The sequence below is a fragment of the Cupriavidus sp. UGS-1 genome (genome assembly GCF_021213615.1).
Lineage (GTDB): Bacteria > Pseudomonadota > Gammaproteobacteria > Burkholderiales > Burkholderiaceae > Cupriavidus.
The window spans coordinates 34,980-53,900 of sequence record NZ_JAJQJF010000014.1 but is presented as its reverse complement, the minus strand read 5'-3'; the positions used below and the strand labels follow the sequence as shown (position 1 = coordinate 53,900).

Genomic DNA, 18,921 nt, shown 5'->3' with positions numbered 1-18,921 from the left:
GGGCCGATCCGGGCCGATCCGGGCCGATCCGGGCCGCTCCGGGTAACTCAAGTCGATGTGGCGCCGCAGCACATCGAGCCTGCTTATTTATTGGGCAGCCGGCTGGTTTAGCGGTAAAATCCCGCCCTCGCACATGCCCCCCGCTTCACCGCCGACGCTGCTTCGGCCGGGCATGCCTTTCGCCATTCGATCCGTGACACCGCTGCTGGGCGGCCGGTCACGGCCAGCCTTTCTGGACGTCGCCGGACCCTAGCCGTGCAAATCGGACCTCACCACCTTCGCAACAACCTGTTCGTCGCGCCGATGGCCGGCGTCACGGACCGCCCCTTCCGCCAGCTTTGCAAGAAGCTCGGCGCGGGCTATGCGGTCTCGGAGATGGTCGCCTCCAACGCGCAGCTGTGGAAGAGCGAAAAGACCATGCGCCGCGCCAACCACGACGGCGAGGTCGAGCCGATCGCGGTGCAGATCGCCGGCGCCGAGCCCGGCATGATGGCCGAGGCGGCGCGCTACAACGTAGACCGCGGCGCGCAGATCATCGATATCAATATGGGCTGCCCGGCCAAGAAGGTCTGCAATGTCGCTGCCGGGTCGGCGCTGCTGCAGAACGAGCCGCTGGTGGTGCGCATCGTCGAGGCGGTGGTCGGCGCGGTCGGCGACCGCGTGCCGGTCACGCTGAAGATCCGCACCGGCTGGGACCGGCAGAACCGCAACGCGGTGCGCGTCGCCCGCATGGCCGAGGCGGCCGGCATCAGCATGCTGACCGTGCATGGCCGCACGCGCGCCGACCTGTACCACGGCGAGGCCGAATACGAGACCATCGCCGCGGTCAAGGACGCGATCCGCATCCCGGTGGTCGCCAACGGCGACATCACGACGCCGCACAAGGCGCGGCACGTGCTCGCGGCCACCGGCGCCGACGCGATCATGATCGGCCGCGCCGCGCAGGGACGCCCGTGGCTGTTCCGCGAGATCGCGCATTTCCTGGCCACCGGCGAGCAGCTGCCGCCGCCGGAGGTGGCCGAGATCCGCGCGATCATGAACGCGCATCTGCAGGACCACTACGCCTTCTATGGCGAATTCACCGGCGTGCGTACCGCGCGCAAGCATATTGCCTGGTACACGCGCGGGCTCAAGGGTGCCAATCTGTTCCGGCACCGGATGAACACACTGGAAAGCACCGAGGCGCAGCTGGCCGCCGTCAACGCTTTCTTCGACGAGCAGGCCGCGCTGTCCGACCGGCTGGTGTATGTCGACGAAGGCGAAGCACAGACCGGCGCATCGAACAACAACAACAGGGAGTTGCTTGCCGCATGAGCCGCAACGTTATCGACCAATGCATCCGGGACAGCCTGAGCGCCTACTTCCGCGATCTGGACGGCGAGCAGCCGTCGAACATGTACAACATGGTGCTGGAGGCGGTGGAACGGCCGCTGCTGGAAACGGTGATGGCGCGTGCCGACCGCAACCAGTCGCTGGCCGCGGCCTATCTCGGCATCAATCGCAATACGCTGCGCAAGAAGCTGCAGCAGCACGGTTTACTTTGAAGCGTCCTCCATCACCATGATCAAGCAAGCCCTTCTCTCCGTTTCCGACAAGACCGGCATCGTCGACTTCGCGCGCGAACTGCATGCGCTCGGCGTGACGCTGCTGTCCACCGGCGGCACCGCCAAACTGCTTGCCGACGCCGGCCTGCCGGTCACGGAGGTGGCCGACTACACCGGCTTCCCCGAGATGCTGGACGGCCGCGTCAAGACGCTGCACCCGAAGGTGCACGGCGGCATCCTGGCGCGCCGCGACCTGCCCGAGCACATGGGCGCGCTGGCCAGGCACGGCATCCCGACCATCGACCTGCTGGTGGTCAACCTGTACCCGTTCCAGCAGACCGTCGCCAAGGACGACTGCACGCTGCCCGACGCGATCGAGAACATCGACATCGGCGGCCCGACCATGCTGCGCTCGGCGGCGAAGAACCATCGCGACGTCACGGTGATCGTCGATCCGGCCGACTACGCGCCGGTGCTCGAGGAAATGCGCGCCAACGGCAACCAGGTCGGCTACGACACCAACTTCCGGCTGGCCACCAAGGTGTTCGCGCATACCGCGCAATACGATGGCGCGATCACCAACTACCTGACCAGCCTCGGCGCGGACAAGTCGCACCAGGCGCGCAGCGCCTATCCGCAGACGCTGAACCTGGCGTTCGAGAAGGTGCAGGAAATGCGCTACGGCGAGAACCCGCACCAGTCGGCGGCGTTCTACCGCGACCTGAAGGCGGTCGACGGCGCGCTGGCCAATTACGTGCAGCTGCAGGGCAAGGAGCTGTCGTACAACAACATCGCGGACGCCGACGCGGCATGGGAATGCGTCAAGTCGTTCGAGGCCGCCGACGGCGCCGCCTGCGTCATCATCAAGCACGCCAACCCCTGCGGCGTGGCGATCGGCGCCAATGCGCTGGAGGCCTACGAGAAGGCGTTCAAGACCGATTCGACGTCGGCCTTCGGCGGCATCATCGCCTTCAACGTCGAGCTCGATGGCACGGCCGCGCAGGCGGTCGCCAAACAGTTCGTCGAGGTGCTGATCGCGCCGTCGTTCAGCGCGGCCGCGCGCGAGGTGTTCGCCGCCAAGCAGAACGTGCGCCTGCTGGAGATCCCGCTCGGCAAGGGCGTCAACCAGTATGACCTGAAGCGCGTCGGCGGCGGCCTGCTGCTGCAGAGCCCGGACGCGAAGAACGTGCAGCCGTCGGAGCTGCGCGTCGTCACCAAGCGCCATCCGACGCCGAAGGAAATGAGCGATCTGCTGTTCGCGTGGCGCGTCGCCAAGTTCGTCAAGTCGAACGCCATCGTGTTCTGCGGCGGCGGCATGACCCTCGGCGTCGGCGCCGGCCAGATGAGCCGCGTCGACTCGGCCCGCATCGCGAGCATCAAGGCCCAGAACGCCGGCCTGACGCTGGCCGGCTCGGCGGTTGCCTCCGATGCCTTCTTCCCGTTCCGCGACGGCCTGGACGTGGTGGTCGACGCGGGCGCGACCTGCGTGATCCAGCCGGGCGGCTCGATGCGCGACGACGAAGTCATCGCCGCCGCCGACGAGCGCAATATCGCGATGGTGCTGACCGGTACGCGGCATTTCCGGCATTGACGTGCAACGCTGGCGCTTGGGGTGAACGAGCGCCGGCTGCCCTCTCCCCTGCCCCTCTCCCGCCAGCGGGAGAGGGAAACACAGTCGCTCGATGAAGGGGCTCTCGGTTTTCTCCCCTCTCCCCTTTGCGGGAGTGGGGAACACCCACGGTCCGCATGCCGCTACCGCCGCCGACCTGAACTCCGCTCCCCTCTCCCGCTTGCGGGAGAGGGGAGGGCAGCCGATCGCACAGCGCCCTGCACCGATTCCACCTACACTACCCCATCGCCACCTCTCCTAGCTCAATGCGCATCCTCGGCATCGACCCCGGCCTTCGTACCACCGGCTTCGGCGTGGTCGAAAAGCACGGCAACAAGCTCGCCTACGTCGCCTCGGGCACCATCAAGAGCGATGGCAACGGCAGCCTGCCCGAGCGTCTGAAGACGCTGTACGACGGCATTGCCGAGGTCACGCGGACCTATGCGCCCGACTGCGCGGCGATCGAGAAAGTGTTCGTCAACGTCAATCCGCAATCGACGCTGCTGCTTGGGCAGGCCCGTGGCGCGGCGATCTGCGGGCTGGTGGGCTACGGCCTGCCGGTGTTCGAATACACCGCGCTGCAGTTGAAGGTGGCGGTGGTCGGCTATGGCCGCGCCAACAAGGCGCAGGTGCAGGAGATGGTGGCGCGGCTGCTGGCGCTGCCGGGCCATCCCAGCTCCGACGCGGCCGACGCGCTCGGCGTGGCGATCTGCCATGCGAACGGCGGCGATACGCTGGCGACGCTGAGCGGCCTCGCCCCCGAACTGGCGCGCAAGGGCGTGCGGGTCCGGCGGGGCCGGCTGGTCGGCTAGCACTCCTCGGCTAGCACTGGTCAGTTAGCACTGGTCGACTGGCTTGCTCGGCTGGCACTGGTCGGCTAGCACCCGCTGCCCTCCCATCGCGAACGGTGTCCCGGGCGACGCCCGCCTCACTTACAATCGGCCTGATCTCGCGCTCGAGGAGGCCGCATGTCCCGTCCCAGCCTGTTCCCCCGTCTTGCCTGGCAGCCCGCCGCCCGGCTCCACGCCGCGATGTCGGCGGCGATGCTGGCCATCCTGCTCGCGGGCTGTGCCACCCAACCCGTACCTCCCGCCGCGCCCGCCGCCGAACCGCCGCAAGCCCAACCAGCCCCGCCGCGACCCAGGCCACTGGTAATCGGCCATCGCGGCGCCAGCGCGCTGCGGCCCGAACATACGCTGGCGGCGTACACCAAGGCGATCGAGGACGGCGCCGATCTGATCGAACCCGATCTGGTCGTCACGCGCGACGGCGTGCTGGTGGCCCGCCACGAGAACGAGATCGGCGGCACCACCAACGTCGCCACGCTGCCGCAGTTCGCCGAGCGCAAGCGCATCAAGGTGATCGACGGCGAGCGGCTGGAGGGCTGGTTCACCGAGGACTTCACGCTGGCCGAGCTCAAGACGCTGCGCGCGCGCGAGCGCATTCCGAAGCTGCGTCCGGCCAATGCACAGTACGACGACAAGTTCGAGATCCCGACGCTGGACGAGATCATCGCGCTGGCCGCCAACGCCTCGCGCCGCAGCGGCAGGACCATCGGCCTCTATATCGAGACCAAGCATCCGAGCTACTTCCGCGGCATCGGGCTGCCGATGGAAGAAAAGCTGGTGGACGCGCTGCGTGCCAATGCGCATACGCGCCGCGCACCGGTCTATCTGCAATCGTTCGAAACGGCCAATCTGCGCGCGCTGCGCGAGCGGCTCGGCAAGTCGATGCCCAACGTCAAACTGGTGCAGCTGATCGGCAATGCCTCGAAGGCGCCGGCCGACTGGCGGCTGTCCGGCGATACGCGCCGCTATGCGGACATGATCAAGCCGCTCGGACTGCGCGAGGTTGCCACGTACGCCGACGGCATCGGCCCGGAGCGCACGCACGTGGTGCCGCGCGACAGCGCCGGCGCGCTGGGCGCGCCTACCGCGCTGGTGCGCGACGCACATGCGGCCGGCCTGGTCGTGCACCCCTACACGGTGCGGCCGGAGAACGCCTTCCTGCCCAAGAGCCTGCGCGGCCCGGGCGGCGACGCCGCGCGCCATCCGGCCGGCATGATCCGCGAGGTCCGGGCCCTGGTCGATGCCGGCGTGGACGGCTTCTTCACCGACGATCCCGCGCTCGGGCGCCGCGCGGTGGACAGCGCTCCGGGGCCGGCGCGGCCGGAATGACCGGTGTGCATTCTCCCCGTCGTCCCCGCGAAGGCGGGGACCCAGTGGCTTGCCTTGCCACGAGACGACGCCGCTGGCCCCCCGCTTTCGCGGGGGCGACGAGATCGTTCCTGACGCTCCCTGGAAGCACCGAAGCGCTGCGCTACACTGGGGCCCTTCGTGACTGACCCATGCTCGGGCGCCCCGCTTGCGCCCTCGCCCACTTTCGCAAGCCACCATGATCGGACGCATCGCCGGCACCCTCATCGAGAAGAATCCCCCGCATCTGCTGGTCGACTGCCACGGCGTCGGCTATGAGGTCGACGTGCCGATGAGCACCTTCTACAACCTGCCCGCGGTCGGCCAGCCTGTCACGCTGCTGACGCAGCTGATCGTCCGCGAGGACGCGCATCTGCTGTACGGCTTCGGCAGCGCGGAGGAGCGCAATACCTTCCGCGAGCTGATCAAGATCAGCGGCATCGGCGCGCGCATGGCGCTGGCGGTGCTGTCGGGCATGTCGGTGGCCGAACTGGCGCAGGCCATCACGCTGCAGGAGGCGGGCCGGCTGACGCGCATTCCGGGCATCGGCAAGAAGACCGCCGAACGGCTGCTGCTCGAACTGAAGGGCAAGCTCGGCGCCGAACTGGGCCATGTCGGCGGCGCGGTGGCCTCGCACGACAGCGCCGCCGATATCCTGAACGCGCTGTTGGCGCTGGGCTATTCCGACAAGGAGGCCGCCGCGGCGACCAGGCAGGTGCCGGCCGGCACCGGCGTCTCCGAAGGGATCAAGCTCGCGCTGAAGGCGTTGTCGAAGGGCTGAGGCGGCGAGGGGCACGGGCACGTGCGTGCAGGCCGGTGTACGGGCCTGCGTACGAGCCGGTAAGCGGCTCGTGCTCGCTGAGACGGCGGACGGCGCCGACGGTGCCGTGGGCTACAATCGAGCCAGTTTTCCCGCCTCCGCGCCATGATCCAGACCGACAAGTTCGCCCCGAGCCGCCCTGCCGACAGCGGCGACCGCCTGATTGCCGCCACGCCCGCGTCCAGCAGCGAGGAGGCCTTCGAGCGCGCGCTGCGGCCCAAGCTGCTCGACGACTATGTCGGCCAGCAGAAGGTGCGCGACCAGCTCGACATCTTCATGCACGCGGCGCGCAATCGCCGCGAAGCGCTCGACCACGTGCTGCTGTTCGGCCCGCCGGGCCTGGGCAAGACCACGCTGGCCCATATCATCGCGCGCGAGATGGGCGTCAATCTGCGCCAGACCTCGGGGCCGGTGCTCGAGCGGCCCGGCGATCTTGCGGCGCTGCTGACCAACCTCGAAGCCAACGACGTGCTGTTCATCGACGAGATCCACCGGCTGTCGCCGGTCGTCGAGGAAATCCTGTATCCGGCGCTCGAGGACTACCAGATCGACATCATGATCGGCGAAGGCCCGGCCGCGCGCTCGGTCAAGCTCGATCTGCAGCCGTTCACGCTGGTCGGCGCCACCACGCGCGCCGGCATGCTGACCAATCCGCTGCGCGACCGCTTCGGCATCGTCGCGCGGCTCGAGTTCTATACCGCCGACGAGCTGGCCCGCATCGTCACGCGCTCGGCCCAGCTGCTGCACGCGCGCATCGATCCGACCGGCGCGCTCGAGATCGCGCGCCGCTCGCGCGGCACGCCGCGTATCGCCAACCGCCTGCTGCGGCGCGTGCGCGACTATGCCGAGGTCAAGGGCGACGGCACCATTACGCGCGAGATGGCCGATGCCGCGCTGGCGATGCTGGACGTCGACCGCGTCGGCTTCGACCTGATGGACCGCAAGCTGCTCGAGGCCATCCTGCACAAGTTCAGCGGCGGGCCGGTCGGCGTCGACAATCTGGCCGCGGCGATCGGCGAGGAGCGCGACACCATCGAGGACGTGCTCGAACCGTTTCTGATCCAGCAGGGCTATCTGCAACGCACGCCGCGCGGACGCGTGGCGACCCCCGCCGCCTACCGGCACTTCGGGCTGGCGGCGCCCGGCGGCGCGCAGGGCAGCATCCTGCCGGACGAGTGATCACGCGATAAACCATTGTGGAGGCGCCGATGCGAAACGATCGAGACAGCACGATACGACGCGGGGCGCGCGCGCTGGCGCTGGCCGGCGCGATGGCCTGGGTGTTGGCGGCCGGCACCGTCGGCGAGGCGAACGCGCAGACCGCGCCCGCGACCACCGCGGCGGAGGTCGTCCGCATCGATGCCTCGAACGCGGTGCTGGTGCGAGGGCCGCAGGGTCAGTTGACCGAATTGATGACCGGCGACGAGGCACGCCATTTCGGTACGGTCAATGCGGGCGACCGTCTGACGGTCACGCGCGGCCCCGCGCGCATCACCAAGCTGGAGCCGCTGCCGAGCCGCAATGTCGCGACCGCGGAATCGGTCGACCGGCTGTCGCGCCGTCTCGACGACGGCCGGCCCGGCGTGGTGCGCGAGATCACGACCACGGCCACCGCCGAAATCGTCGCGGTCGATCCGATCGGCCGCACGGTGACGTTCCGCGGCCCGCGCAACGCGGAACACGCGGCACGCGCGGACGACATCTCGATCGACGTGGCCGGGCTGCGGCCAGGCCAGATGGCCCGGATCGTTTATCGGGAGACGGTGGAGATTACGAGGGAAGGACGGTAGAACGTCGACCGCCGTCGCGTTGCTCCCCTCTCCCGCCCAGCGGAAGAGGGGTTGGGGAGAGGGAAAGGGCGGTGCCTATCGCGATGCGCTTTCGCCAGAGCGAAGGCCGTTTGCCCTCTCCCCCGCCCCTCTCCCGCTCGCGGGAGAGGGGAGAAAACCAGCGCGGGGCGCGATACGCTGCGCTGCTAATCGCCGCCGGCGAGTCAAGCCGCCCGAGGGTGGCGCTCCGATTCCTGCAAATCGCCGTCGACCACACCACTCGCCCGCCCACCCAACGCCTCGCCAATCATCAGCAAGCTCGGATGCTGCGGATCGATCCACGCCGCGGCTTCTCCAGCGGCCATCTGCCGCAGCGTGAACTGGCGGCTGCGCTGGTGCGGGGTCGAGGCGGCCTCGACGACCCAGGCGGGCGTCGAGGCGGGCTTGCCATGCGCGATCAGCTGCGCGGCGATGGCCGCGGCCTGGTCGCGGCCCATGTAGTAGACCAGCGTATCGGCCTTGACGTCGGCCTCCACGTCGATGGTGTCGGGCGCCTTCGCCTGCGTGGCAAACGCGACGCTGCGCGACACGCCGCGCCTGGTCAGCGGACGCGCGATCGCCGAGGCGGCGGCCAGCGCGGCGGTGATGCCCGGCACGATCTCGTAATCGATGCCCGCCTCTTCCAGCGCCTGCAATTCCTCGTCGGCGCGGCCGAACAGCATCGGATCGCCGCCCTTCAGGCGCACCACGCGCTCGTGCTTGCGCGCCAGGTCGACGATCTGCCGGTTGATGAACAGCTGCGCGGTCGAGCGCTTGCCACAGCGCTTGCCCACCTCCACCAGCCTGGCCTGCCGGCACCAGGCCAGCATCTCGGGCGACACCAGCGCATCGTGCAGCACCACGTCGGCTTCGCCCAATAGTCGTGCACCACGCACCGTAATGAGGTCCGCCGCGCCGGGACCGGCGCCGATCAGGTAGACCTTGCCCATGTTGCTGCTCCTCGTGATTCCTGGATCGACTTCGATCACTTCGATCTCAGGAATATGCACGGATCATGCCCGCGGCGACCGTGTGATTGGTCGCCTCGTCGATCAGCACGAACGCGCCGGTGGCGGGGTTGTCGCTGTAGACGTCGCAGACCACCGGCTTCTGCAGCGTGATCTGCACCGAGCCGATGTCGTTCAGGCGGATGTCGTGACGGCCGGTCTCGTGCGACAGCGTATGCACGTCTAGCACGCGGTCCACCGCGGACACGCGCGCGAACACGCTGGCGGTGGTGTGCTTCAGCACGTATTTGCGTGCGGTATTCAGCGCCGCATCGTCGAACCAGCACAGGTCGGCCTGCAACTTCTTCGCCGGCAGCGCCTGCTGGCTTTCCGCGGCCGCTGCAGCGACGAACATGTCACCGCGCGATACATCGACGTCTTCGGCCAGCCGGATCGTGATGGTCTCGCCGGCGCTCGCCTCTTCGGCGGCACCGTTCGGCGTCAGCACCTCGGCGACCACCGCCTCGCGGTTGGCCGGCAGCACGCGTACGGTCTGGCCCACGCGCACCGTGCCGGCTTCGACGCGGCCGGCATAGCCGCGGAAATCGTCCGACTGCGCACCATCCTGGCGGATCACCAGCTGCACCGGGAAACGCAGCGCGGCCTCGCCCTGCGGCGCGACCTCCTCGACCGGCAGCGCCTCGAGCAGCGGCAGCAGCGGCTCGCCCTGATACCAGGGCATCGCCTCGCTGGCGTGCACGATGTTGTCGCCGCGCAGCGCCGACACCGGCACGTAACGCACGTCCTTCAAGCCCAGCTGGCTGGCCAGCTCGGCGTACGCGGTGCGGATCTCGTTGAAGCGCTGCTCGCTGTAGTCGACCAGGTCCATCTTGTTGACGGCGACGATCACGTGCTGCAGCTCGAGCAGCTTGACGATCGCGGTATGGCGCTTGGTCTGCGCCAGCAGCTGCGCGCGGCCATCGGCGACCGTCACGCGGGTGGCGTCGATCAGCACGATCGCGGCGTGCGCGGTCGATGCGCCGGTGACCATGTTGCGCGTGTACTGCTCATGGCCCGGCGTATCGGCGATGATGAACTTGCGGCGTGCGGTCGAAAAATAGCGGTAGGCCACGTCGATCGTGATGCCCTGCTCGCGCTCGGCCTCGAGGCCGTCGGTCAGCAGCGAGAAGTCGATCTGCTCGCCGGCGGTGCGCTTGTTCTTGGCATTGGCCAGCGCGGTCAGCTGGTCCGACAGCACCGCCTTGCTGTCATACAGCAGGCGGCCGATCAGCGTGCTCTTGCCGTCGTCGACTGAACCGGCGGTGATGAATCGCAGAAGGCCCTGATGGGCGGCTTGGGTAGTCATGATGCAAATCCTGTGTCGGTGCGTCGCGCGTTGCGCAGAAATCCAGCCTCAGAAGTAGCCTTCCTTCTTGCGGCGCTCCATCGACGCCTCGCTGGTCTGGTCGTCCATGCGCGTGGCGCCGCGCTCGGTGATCTCGGTGACCGCGGTCTCGGCGATGATCTCGACCGGCGTCGCGGCGGTGCTGGCCACCGGGCAGGTGCAGCTGATGTCGCCGACCGTGCGGAAGCGCACCGACAGCACCTCGCTGACGTCGCCGTCCTGCTTCGGCGTGATCGGCGTCACCGGCACCAGCAGGCCGTTGCGGCGGACCACCTCGCGCTGGTGCGCGTAGTAGATCGGCGGCAGCGCCAGGTTCTCGCGCGCGATGTATTGCCACACGTCCAGTTCGGTCCAGTTCGAGATCGGGAACACGCGCATCTGCTCGCCCGGCGCCATGCGGGCGTTGTACAGGCTCCACAGCTCGGGCCGCTGCGCCTTCGGATCCCATTGGCCGAACTCGTCGCGGAACGAGAAGATCCGTTCCTTTGCGCGCGCCTTTTCCTCGTCACGGCGGGCGCCGCCCATCAGCGCGTCGAACTGGTGCTGCTCGATCGTTTCCAGCAGCGTGACCGCCTGGGCCGCGTTGCGCGAATCGGTTTCCTTGCGCAGCCGCACGGTGCCGCGCTTGATCGAATCCTCGACGTGGCCGACCACCAGCCGCGCGCCGATCTCGGCCACACGCTGGTCGCGGAAGGCGATCACCTCGGGATAGTTGTGGCCCGTGTCGATATGCACCAGCGGGAACGGCAGCTCGATCTTGCGATTGCCGAGCCGGAACGCCTTCAGCGCCAGATGCAGCATCACGATCGAGTCCTTGCCGCCCGAGAACAGCAGCGCCGGATTGCGGCACTCGGCGGCCACCTCGCGGATGATGTAGATCGACTCGGCCTCGAGCCGGTCCAGGTGGTCGTTCTGCACCTCGATCAGGTGCGCGATGTCGGGGTTGCCGTCGCGCGTGGCCGCGGCGCCGGCCTGGAGTTCGTTCATGATGCCCATCTGTGGCCTCAATGCTTGATGTTCTGTTCGTGCAGGCCGCACTCTTTCGAGTCGCGGCTTTCCCACCACCAGCGGCCGGCGCGCACGTCCTCGCCGGCGCGCACGGCACGCGTACACGGTTCGCAGCCGATGCTGGGATATCCCTTGGCATGCAGCGCGTTGACCGGCACCGCATGCCGCTTCAGATAGGCCCACACCTCGGCCTCGGTCCAGTCCGCCAGCGGATTGAACTTCGGAATGCCGCGCGCCTCGTCGATTTCCTCGAACGGCAGCTCGGCACGCGTGACGGCCTGCTCGCGGCGCTGGCCGGTCAGCCACGCGTCCGCATGCGACAGCGCGCGGTTCAGCGGCTCGACCTTGCGGATGCCGCAGCATTCCTTGCGCAGCTCGACGCTGTCGTAGAAGGCGTTCAGGCCGTGCTTGCGCACATAGTTCTCGACCGCCTCGGCGTCCGGCGTGAAGCGCTCGATCTCGTAGCCGTAGTGCGCCTTGACCTCGTCGAGCATCGCGAGCGTCTCGGCGTGCAGGCGGCCGGTCGCCAGCGTGAACACGCGGATGCCGGCGCGCAGCGCGGCCGAGCCGCGCAGGATCGCGTCGGTGATCACCATGTCCTCGGCGGCCAGGCTCGAGGCAAAGCGCGCGCGGTAGAAGCGGCTCGCGATCGCTTCGAGCCGTTCGGCCAGCGCGGCCTCCTTGGCCTCGAGCGCCGCGGCGGTGCCGCTGTATTCCGGCGCCGTCCACAGCGACGGGCGCAGCGGTGACGCGGCCGGAATTTCCGACGCAATCTCCGACGCGGTCGCCGGCAGTTCGACGATCGGGATCACGCTCATGCCGATTCCCGTTGTTCGGCGCGCGCGCGGCGGAACAGCGGCAGCGGCTCGTCCACCGAGGCCTGGTAGGTCACGGTGAATTCGCTGAAGCCCTTGAGCGCGTCTTCGATGTTCTTGTCGGCACGCACGGCGAACGCGTCGAAGCCGCAGCGCTTCATGAAGTTCAGCTGGTCGCGCAGCACGTCGCCGATCGCGCGCAGCTGGCCCTTCCAGCCATAGCGGGTGCGCAGCAGATACGCGGTGGAAAAACCGCGGCCGTCGCGGAACACCGGGAAGTCGACCGCCAGCAGCGACACGCGCGCCAGTTCGCCGGCGACATCGCCCGGCTCGTCGTCCGGCGCCAGCCAGATGCCGGTGTTGGCCGCGGCGCGGCCGGCCAGCACACCGTCCTTGTGCGCCAGCCAGACCGGCAGCGGGAACAGCACCGCGTCCTGGCTCGATGCCGCCGCGGCGATCTGCTCCTCGGTCGGGGCCTGGCCCTCGGCGCCGCGCAGCACGGTCCACGCGTCGTCGACGATCGCCGGCACGGCGGCCTGGCCGCCGTCGGCGCGTTGCAGTTGGATGATCTTTGCCATATTCGTTCTCGATGCGTTTGCGTTCGTCGTTGCCGTGGGGCTCAAGCTTCGGCCCGTTCGCGCTGCTTGTTCGCGTAGACGCGTTCCTTGAACGGCGCGACGCCGATGCGGGCGAAGGTGTCGATGAAGCGTTCGTCCTCGATGCGGTGCTCGACGAAGGTCTCGATGATGCGGCTGACCACGTCCGGCATTTCCTCGGCCTTGAACGAGGGGCCGATCACCTTGCCCAGCGCGGTCTCGTTGCCCTGCGCGCCGCCGAGCGTGACCTGGTACCACTCCTCGCCGTCCTTGTCGACGCCGAGCACGCCGATGTTGCCGACGTGGTGGTGGCCGCAGGCGTTGATGCAGCCCGAGATGTTCAACGAGACCTCGCCGAGGTCGTGCACGAAGTCCAGATCGTCGAAGCGCTGCTGGATCGCCTGCGCGATCGGAATCGACTTGGCATTGGCCAGCGAGCAGAAATCCCCGCCGGGGCACGCGATGATGTCGGTCAGCAGGCCGATGTTCGGCGTGGCCAGGCCGTTGGCCTTGGCCAGCTGCCACAGATCGTACAGGTCGCGCTTGCGCACGTCCGGCAGCACCAGGTTCTGTTCGTGCGCGACGCGCAGCTCGCCGTAGCCGTAGCGGTCGGCCCAGTCGGCGACCAGCTCCATCTGCTCGGCGGTCACGTCGCCCGGGGGCGCGGCCACGCCGGGCTTGGTCGACAGCGTCACCGCGGCATAGCCGGGCACCTTGTGGCCGTGCACGCTGCGGCGGACCCAGCGGGCGAAGGCCTTGTCCTCGAGCAGATGCTTCTCGAAGCTGGTATCGGTGTCGGGCAGCTTGTCATAGGCCGGCGGCGCGAAATACTGCGCGACGCGGTCGAACTCGGCCTGCGTCAGCGTGCCGGGGCCGTCCTTGCTGTGCTGCCATTCGGCCTCGACTTCCTCGGCGAACTTCTCGGCGCCGAGCGACTTGACCAGGATCTTGATGCGGGCCTTGTACTTGTTGTCGCGGCGGCCATAGCGGTTGTAGACGCGGATGGCCGACTCGATATAGGTCAGCATGTGCTGCCACGGCAGATCGTGCTTGATGATCGTGCCGAGGATCGGGGTACGCCCCAGGCCGCCGCCGGCCAGGATGTTCAGGCGCAGTTCGCCGTCCGCGTTGCGGTACGCGTAGACGCCGATGTCGTGCATCTGCACCACGGCGCGGTCGTCCTTCGAGGCCGAGATCGCGATCTTGAACTTGCGCGGCAGGAAGGCGAATTCCGGCTGGAACGTGCTCCACTGGCGCAGCAGCTCGGCCAGCGGACGCGGGTCCACCGCCTCGTCCGGCGCGACGCCGGCGAAGTGGTCGGTGGTGATGTTGCGCACGCAGTTGCCCGAGGTCTGGATCGCATGCATCTGGACCGAGGCCAGGTCGGCCAGCGCATCGGGCACGCGCTCGAGCTCCATCCAGTTGTACTGGATGTTCTGGCGCGTCGAGAAGTGGCCGTAGCCGCGGTCGTAGTGGCGCGCCAGGTGCGCCAGCATGCGCAGCTGCTTCGACGCCAGCAGGCCATAGGGAATCGCCACGCGCAGCATGTAGGCGTGGCGCTGCATGTAGAGGCCGTTCTGCAGGCGCAGCGGCAGGAATTCTTCCTCGGTCAGCTCGCCCGACAGGCGGCGACGCACCTGGTCACGGAACTGGGCGACGCGCTCGGCAACGATGCGCTGGTCGTATTCATCGTACTGATACATGGTGTGGGTCCGTTCAGTATGCGTTCGTGTTCGTTGGTGTTTCGTTCGTAAGGGCGCCGGGCAAGGACACCGGCGCTAGGAAACCAGCTTGATCGCCACCAGCGTCAGCGTGGTGGCCAGCGCGCCGCGCACCAGCCGCTCCGGCAGCGCGCGCGACAGCTGCGCGCCCAGCCAGATGCCGGGGATCGAGCCCACCAGCAGCGCCATCAGCAGGTTCCAGTCGACGGTGCCGAGCCACACGTGGCCCAGCCCGGCCAGCGCGGTCAACGGCACCGCGTAGGCGATATCGGTGCCGGCCACCTCGGCCGGCTTCATGCGCGGATACAGCAGCAGGATCAGCGTCGCGCCGACCGCGCCGGCGCCGATCGACGACACCGTGACCAGCACGCCGATCACGACGCCGACGATCACGGTGGCCACCGCCTGGGCGCGGCCTTCCAGTTGAAAACGGGGATTGCGGGCCAGCCACTCCAGCAGCTGGCGGCGGAACAGCAGCGACAGCACGGTCAGGATCACCGAGATGCCGATCGACAGACGGATCGCGTGCAGCCAGCCGGCGTCGAGTTCGCCGGCGCTCTTGAGCACCAGGATGGCCGCCAGCGCCGCTGGCAGGCTGCCGAGGCACAGGCGCTTGACCACCTGCCATTGGATATGACCGTGGGCGCGGTGTGCCAGCGTGCCGAAGCCCTTGGTGATCGCCGCGAAGGCCAGATCGGTACCGACCGCGGTGGCCGGCGAGAAGCCGAACAGCAGGGTCAGCAGCGGCGTCATCAGCGAGCCCCCGCCCACGCCGGTCAGACCGACGAGGACGCCTACCAACAGACCGGAAACGGTAAAGGCCAGGGACATGGGGGCGCACCGAAGTGGGTCCCCGCCGGGCCGCACCGGCCTTGTAACGCCGGGCGCACGGGGACTAGCCGTTCATTAACAAAGTTCGCAAATCGTAATAAACTCGCCTCATATCTCAAACTAATAAGAAGTTGTTTGTTTATACGGACGACGATATATGAACCTGCACCAATTCCGCTTCGTGCGCGAGGCCGTCCGTCAGAACTTCAACCTGACCGAAGCCGCTAAAGCGCTCTATACGTCACAACCAGGGGTTTCCAAGGCGATCATCGAGCTCGAAGAAGAGCTGGGTGTCGATATCTTCACCCGTCACGGCAAGCGAATCCGCAGCCTGACCGAACCGGGCCGCCGAATCCTGACCTCGGTCGAGAAGATCCTGCAGGAGGTCGAGAGCCTGAAGCGGGTCGGCAAGGACTACGCCGCCCAGGACCAGGGCAACTTCACGATCGCCACCACGCACACGCAGGCCCGCTACGCGCTGCCGCGGGTCATCGGCGAGTTCACCAAGCGCTACCCGAAGGTGCGGCTGTCGATCCAGCAGGGCAACCCGGCTCAGATCGCCGACATGGTGCTGCACGACCAGGCCGACCTGGGCATCGCCACGGAAGGCATTTCGGGCGACAAGAACCTGGTGTCGCTGCCCGGTTATCAATGGCAGCACACCATCGTGACGCCGCCGGACCACCCGCTGCTGGACAAGCCGCATCTGTCGCTGGAGGACCTGATCGGCTATCCGATCGTCACCTACGACCCGAACTTCGCCGGCCGCCCCAAGATCGACAAGGCGTTCGAGCTGCGCCACCTGCAGCCGGACATCGTGCTGGAGGCGATCGACGCCGACGTGATCAAGACCTATGTGGAGATCGGGCTCGGCATCGGCATCGTCGCCGGCGTGGCCTTCGATCCCGAGCGGGACCGCAATCTGCGCGGCATTCCGGCCGGCCACCTGTTCGGCACCAATGTGACGCACCTGGCCGTCAAGCAGGGCGCCTACCTGCGCAGCTTCGTCTATACCTTCATCGAACTGTTTTCGCCGACGCTGAACCGCAAGCTGGTCGAGCAGGCGATGTCGGGCGACCACGAGGCCTACGAACTGTGAGCGCACACCAACCCGAGCAACGGCCGGAGGCCGAGCCCATCATCGAGTGGACCGAGGAAGGCGTGCCGCATCGCGCGCGCTGGCGCTCCGAGGCCGGGATGCCGCCGCCGCGGCGCGTGGTGATCGCCGACGACCGCACCGACGCCGATACCGCCTACCGGCTCGCCTGCGAGGGCACCGCGCTGCTGTGGCGCGGCGACTTCCAGAACGCGCGCCAGCTGCTGCAGGCGATGGCGCGCCGGGTCGAGCGCAAGCCGCGCCCGGCGCAGCGCCAGGCCAAGGCCAAGCCCGCGCCGGCCACCCCGGCCGAGGCCTTCCATCTGCATCGCCAGGCACAGGCGCAGCGCGCCCGCACGCTCGGCATGCTGCTGCTGCCGTTCGAGTCGGATCACTCCGTGCCGCTGCGGCGCGCCCCGGACGTCCGGGAAGCCTGCACCGAGGCCTACGGTCCGGCCGACCAGCCTTATGTCGCGTCGATGCGCGAACTGCTCGGCCTGATCGGCGCGCACGAGTGGCGCAAGAAGGGCGTGCCGGTGCCGGCGCTGGGCGACCGCATCCATCCCTGGTATGGCGTGTTCTCGCCGGTGCGCGGCGAGTATGTCGACCTGGTCGGCCAGGCGCCCTTGCCCAAGGCGCTGGCGCGCGAATCGCTGGCCTTCGATATCGGCACCGGTACCGGCGTGCTGGCCGCGATGCTGGCCCGGCGCGGCATCGCCCGCGTCGTCGCCACCGACCAGGACCCGCGCGCGCTGGGCTGCGCCGCCGACAATATCGGCCGGCTTGGGCTGACCAGACAGGTCGAGATCGTGCAGGCGGACCTGTTTCCGTCCGGCCGCGCGCCGCTGGTGGTCTGCAATCCGCCGTGGGTGCCGGCACGCGCCAATGCGCCGATCGAGCACGCGATCTACGACCCGGACAGCCGCATGCTGCGCGGCTTTCTGGCCGGCCTGGCCGCGCATCTGAGCGACGACGGCGAAGGCTGGCTGATCCTGTCGGACCTGGCCGAACATCAGGGCCTGCGCACGCGCGAGGCGCTGCTCGGCATGATCGACGCCGCCGGCCTGCAGGTGCTGGGCCGCATCGACATCAAGCCGCGCCATCCCCGTGCCGCCGATGCCGACGATCCGCTGCACGCGGCCCGCGCCGCGGAGACGACCTCGCTGTGGCGGCTCGCGCCGAAGGCCGCCGCCCGGCCAGGTTGACTCCGTACTCAATAGAAGCAGACGCGAGAGAAAAGCCAACAAGCCGAAGGAGGAGACCCCAATGCCACGATCCACCCTGCCCCGCCTGCGACGTTCGCTGCGCGTTGCCGCGCTGGCGCTTGCCGCCGCCGGCGCGCTGTGCTCCGGTGCCGCGCGCGCCGACATCCGCGTCGGCATCGACGTGTCGACCACCGGCCCCGCCGCGTCGATCGGCATTCCGTCGAAGAACACGATCCTGATGTGGCCGGCGACGCTCGGCGGCCAGAAGGCCGAGTACATCCTGCTCGACGACGGCTCGGACCCGTCCGCCGCGGTGCGCAACGTCCGCAAGCTGATCTCCGAGGAAAAGGTCGACGTGATCGTCGGCCCGAACATCACGCCCACCGCGCTGGCCGCGCTCGACGCGGTATCGGAAGGCGAGACCCCGATGGTTGCGCTGGCCGCCTCGGCCGCGATCGTCGAGCCGCAGACCGACCCCAAGCGCCGCTGGGCCTTCAAGATGCCGCAGAACGACTCGCAGATGGCGACCGTGCTGACCGAGCACATGAGCAATCACGGCGTGCGGTCGGTCGGCTTCATCGGCTTCAACGACGCCTACGGCGAGAGCTGGTGGCGAGAGTTTTCCAAGCTGGCCGAGGTCCGCAAGATCCGCGTGGTCGCCAGCGAGCGCTTCTCGCGCAACGACACCTCGGTCACCGGCCAGGTCCTGAAGCTGATGGCGGCCAACCCCGATGCGATCCTGATCGCAGGCGCCGGCACGCCGTCGGTGCTGCCGCAGAAGACGCTGGGCGAGCGCGGCTACAAGGGCAAGGTCTATCAGACCCACGGCATCGCCACCGGTGAATTCCTGCGCATGGGCGGCAAGGACGTCGAAGGGACGCTGTTTCCGACCGGCCCGGTGGTGGTCGCTCGCCAGTTGCCCGACACCCATCCGGTCAAGAAGGTCGCGCTCGACTTCGTGACCCGCTACGAGGCCAAGTACGGCGCGGATTCGATCACGCAATTTGCCGGCGATGCCTGGGGCGCGTGGCAACTGCTGGATGACGCCGCACGGCGCGCGCTGAAGACCGGCGCGCAGCCGGGCACCAAAGAATTTCGCGCGGCGATGCGCAACGCGCTGGAAACCACCGCCAATCTGACCGTGCCAAACGGCGTGCTGAACCTGAGCCCGCGCGACCACCAGGGCTTCGATCAGCGCTCGCGCGTGATGGGCGTGATCCGCAACGGCAAGTTCAGTTACGCGGGACAATAAGGCCGGCATTGCCGGGCGCGGCACGGGCGAACGCGCACTGCCGCGCACAACAAGATCAGGAAGGAGCTG

Annotated in this window: 18 protein-coding genes; 11 read left to right on the top strand and 7 right to left on the bottom strand. The window is 68.4% G+C overall.

The window, feature by feature from the left end; genetic code table 11:
• Nucleotides 1-255 precede the first annotated feature (255 nt).
• The 8 genes from dusB to LRR16_RS17680 all read left to right on the top strand — a co-directional run bounded on the left by dusB (nucleotide 256) and on the right by LRR16_RS17680 (nucleotide 7,958).
• On the top strand, nucleotides 256-1,314 hold the full coding sequence (gene dusB / locus LRR16_RS17715; RefSeq protein WP_232206703.1) for a tRNA dihydrouridine synthase DusB: 1,059 nt from the start codon (nucleotides 256-258) through the stop codon (nucleotides 1,312-1,314).
• On the top strand, nucleotides 1,311-1,544 hold the full coding sequence (locus LRR16_RS17710) for a Fis family transcriptional regulator (protein WP_006578759.1): 234 nt from the start codon (nucleotides 1,311-1,313) through the stop codon (nucleotides 1,542-1,544). Before dusB ends, LRR16_RS17710 begins: the two co-directional genes overlap by 4 nt.
• Nucleotides 1,545-1,560: 16 nt before the next feature.
• The gene (gene purH / locus LRR16_RS17705; protein ID WP_232206702.1) at nucleotides 1,561-3,135 is read left to right on the top strand and encodes a bifunctional phosphoribosylaminoimidazolecarboxamide formyltransferase/IMP cyclohydrolase; all 1,575 of its coding nucleotides are present in this window, start codon (nucleotides 1,561-1,563) and stop codon (nucleotides 3,133-3,135) included.
• A gap of 284 nt (nucleotides 3,136-3,419) precedes the next feature.
• A complete protein-coding gene (gene ruvC, locus LRR16_RS17700; protein WP_006578757.1) occupies nucleotides 3,420-3,965 on the top strand; it encodes a crossover junction endodeoxyribonuclease RuvC in 546 nt (181 codons plus the stop codon).
• Nucleotides 3,966-4,184: 219 nt separating this feature from the next.
• Nucleotides 4,185-5,330, top strand: a complete 1,146-nt coding sequence (locus LRR16_RS17695; RefSeq protein ID WP_370646849.1) for a glycerophosphodiester phosphodiesterase — start codon at nucleotides 4,185-4,187, stop codon at nucleotides 5,328-5,330.
• Between the two features lie 217 nt (nucleotides 5,331-5,547).
• Nucleotides 5,548-6,129 (top strand): Holliday junction branch migration protein RuvA, encoded by a 582-nt coding sequence (ruvA, locus tag LRR16_RS17690; RefSeq protein ID WP_232206700.1) that lies wholly within the window; start codon nucleotides 5,548-5,550, stop codon nucleotides 6,127-6,129.
• Nucleotides 6,130-6,273: 144 nt separating this feature from the next.
• Nucleotides 6,274-7,347, top strand: a complete 1,074-nt coding sequence (gene ruvB, locus LRR16_RS17685) for a Holliday junction branch migration DNA helicase RuvB (RefSeq protein ID WP_006577233.1) — start codon at nucleotides 6,274-6,276, stop codon at nucleotides 7,345-7,347.
• A gap of 29 nt (nucleotides 7,348-7,376) precedes the next feature.
• Nucleotides 7,377-7,958, top strand: a complete 582-nt coding sequence (locus LRR16_RS17680) for a hypothetical protein (RefSeq protein ID WP_232206699.1) — start codon at nucleotides 7,377-7,379, stop codon at nucleotides 7,956-7,958.
• Between the two features lie 203 nt (nucleotides 7,959-8,161).
• On the opposite strand, the gene cobA is transcribed toward LRR16_RS17680, so the two are convergent.
• The 7 genes from cobA to LRR16_RS17645 form a co-directional block, all read right to left on the bottom strand.
• Nucleotides 8,162-8,926, bottom strand: a complete 765-nt coding sequence (cobA, locus tag LRR16_RS17675) for a uroporphyrinogen-III C-methyltransferase (protein WP_232206698.1) — start codon at nucleotides 8,924-8,926, stop codon at nucleotides 8,162-8,164.
• Between the two features lie 46 nt (nucleotides 8,927-8,972).
• Nucleotides 8,973-10,289 (bottom strand): sulfate adenylyltransferase subunit 1, encoded by a 1,317-nt coding sequence (locus tag LRR16_RS17670; protein WP_053822394.1) that lies wholly within the window; start codon nucleotides 10,287-10,289, stop codon nucleotides 8,973-8,975.
• 48 nt (nucleotides 10,290-10,337) lie between these two features.
• Nucleotides 10,338-11,324 (bottom strand): sulfate adenylyltransferase subunit CysD, encoded by a 987-nt coding sequence (gene cysD / locus LRR16_RS17665; protein ID WP_006577229.1) that lies wholly within the window; start codon nucleotides 11,322-11,324, stop codon nucleotides 10,338-10,340.
• Nucleotides 11,325-11,332: 8 nt separating this feature from the next.
• Nucleotides 11,333-12,154 carry a phosphoadenylyl-sulfate reductase gene (locus LRR16_RS17660; RefSeq protein WP_232206697.1) on the bottom strand — a complete coding sequence of 274 codons (822 nt, stop codon included), beginning with the start codon at nucleotides 12,152-12,154 and terminating at the stop codon, nucleotides 11,333-11,335.
• Entirely contained in the window at nucleotides 12,151-12,729 is a 579-nt protein-coding gene (locus LRR16_RS17655) for a DUF934 domain-containing protein (RefSeq protein WP_232206696.1), read from the bottom strand. Before LRR16_RS17655 ends, LRR16_RS17660 begins: the two co-directional genes overlap by 4 nt.
• 41 nt (nucleotides 12,730-12,770) lie before the next feature.
• Nucleotides 12,771-14,450, bottom strand: a complete 1,680-nt coding sequence (locus tag LRR16_RS17650) for a nitrite/sulfite reductase (protein ID WP_232206695.1) — start codon at nucleotides 14,448-14,450, stop codon at nucleotides 12,771-12,773.
• A gap of 75 nt (nucleotides 14,451-14,525) precedes the next feature.
• Nucleotides 14,526-15,299 carry a sulfite exporter TauE/SafE family protein gene (locus tag LRR16_RS17645; RefSeq protein ID WP_006577803.1) on the bottom strand — a complete coding sequence of 258 codons (774 nt, stop codon included), beginning with the start codon at nucleotides 15,297-15,299 and terminating at the stop codon, nucleotides 14,526-14,528.
• 157 nt (nucleotides 15,300-15,456) lie between these two features.
• Here LRR16_RS17645 and LRR16_RS17640 point away from each other — a divergent pair, with 157 nt between their 5' ends.
• From LRR16_RS17640 to LRR16_RS17630, 3 genes are all read left to right on the top strand, one after another.
• On the top strand, nucleotides 15,457-16,398 hold the full coding sequence (locus tag LRR16_RS17640; RefSeq protein WP_006577802.1) for a CysB family HTH-type transcriptional regulator: 942 nt from the start codon (nucleotides 15,457-15,459) through the stop codon (nucleotides 16,396-16,398).
• Nucleotides 16,395-17,600: a class I SAM-dependent methyltransferase gene (locus LRR16_RS17635; RefSeq protein ID WP_232206694.1), complete on the top strand. Its 1,206-nt coding sequence runs from the start codon at nucleotides 16,395-16,397 to the stop codon at nucleotides 17,598-17,600. The genes LRR16_RS17640 and LRR16_RS17635 overlap by 4 nt, the downstream gene beginning before the upstream one ends.
• 61 nt (nucleotides 17,601-17,661) lie before the next feature.
• Nucleotides 17,662-18,852, top strand: coding sequence for an ABC transporter substrate-binding protein (locus LRR16_RS17630; protein WP_232206693.1), 1,191 nt, complete (start codon nucleotides 17,662-17,664; stop codon nucleotides 18,850-18,852).
• The last annotated feature ends 69 nt before the right edge of the window (nucleotides 18,853-18,921 follow it).

Excerpts from the sequence above, each read along its gene's own strand:
- LRR16_RS17660 (WP_232206697.1), bottom strand. The coding sequence starts at position 12,154 with ATGAGCGTGATCCCGATCGTCGAACTGCCGGCGACCGCGTCGGAGATT.
- LRR16_RS17710 (WP_006578759.1), top strand. The coding sequence starts at position 1,311 with ATGAGCCGCAACGTTATCGACCAATGCATCCGGGACAGCCTGAGCGCC.
- LRR16_RS17640 (WP_006577802.1), top strand. The coding sequence starts at position 15,457 with ATGAACCTGCACCAATTCCGCTTCGTGCGCGAGGCCGTCCGTCAGAAC.
- cobA (WP_232206698.1), bottom strand. The coding sequence starts at position 8,926 with ATGGGCAAGGTCTACCTGATCGGCGCCGGTCCCGGCGCGGCGGACCTC.
- LRR16_RS17670 (WP_053822394.1), bottom strand. The coding sequence starts at position 10,289 with ATGACTACCCAAGCCGCCCATCAGGGCCTTCTGCGATTCATCACCGCC.
- ruvB (WP_006577233.1), top strand. The coding sequence starts at position 6,274 with ATGATCCAGACCGACAAGTTCGCCCCGAGCCGCCCTGCCGACAGCGGC.
- ruvC (WP_006578757.1), top strand. The coding sequence starts at position 3,420 with ATGCGCATCCTCGGCATCGACCCCGGCCTTCGTACCACCGGCTTCGGC.
- ruvA (WP_232206700.1), top strand. The coding sequence starts at position 5,548 with ATGATCGGACGCATCGCCGGCACCCTCATCGAGAAGAATCCCCCGCAT.
- LRR16_RS17645 (WP_006577803.1), bottom strand. The coding sequence starts at position 15,299 with ATGTCCCTGGCCTTTACCGTTTCCGGTCTGTTGGTAGGCGTCCTCGTC.
- LRR16_RS17650 (WP_232206695.1), bottom strand. The coding sequence starts at position 14,450 with ATGTATCAGTACGATGAATACGACCAGCGCATCGTTGCCGAGCGCGTC.
- LRR16_RS17695 (WP_370646849.1), top strand. The coding sequence starts at position 4,185 with ATGTCGGCGGCGATGCTGGCCATCCTGCTCGCGGGCTGTGCCACCCAA.
- LRR16_RS17655 (WP_232206696.1), bottom strand. The coding sequence starts at position 12,729 with ATGGCAAAGATCATCCAACTGCAACGCGCCGACGGCGGCCAGGCCGCC.
- cysD (WP_006577229.1), bottom strand. The coding sequence starts at position 11,324 with ATGGGCATCATGAACGAACTCCAGGCCGGCGCCGCGGCCACGCGCGAC.
- LRR16_RS17680 (WP_232206699.1), top strand. The coding sequence starts at position 7,377 with ATGCGAAACGATCGAGACAGCACGATACGACGCGGGGCGCGCGCGCTG.
- purH (WP_232206702.1), top strand. The coding sequence starts at position 1,561 with ATGATCAAGCAAGCCCTTCTCTCCGTTTCCGACAAGACCGGCATCGTC.
- LRR16_RS17630 (WP_232206693.1), top strand. The coding sequence starts at position 17,662 with ATGCCACGATCCACCCTGCCCCGCCTGCGACGTTCGCTGCGCGTTGCC.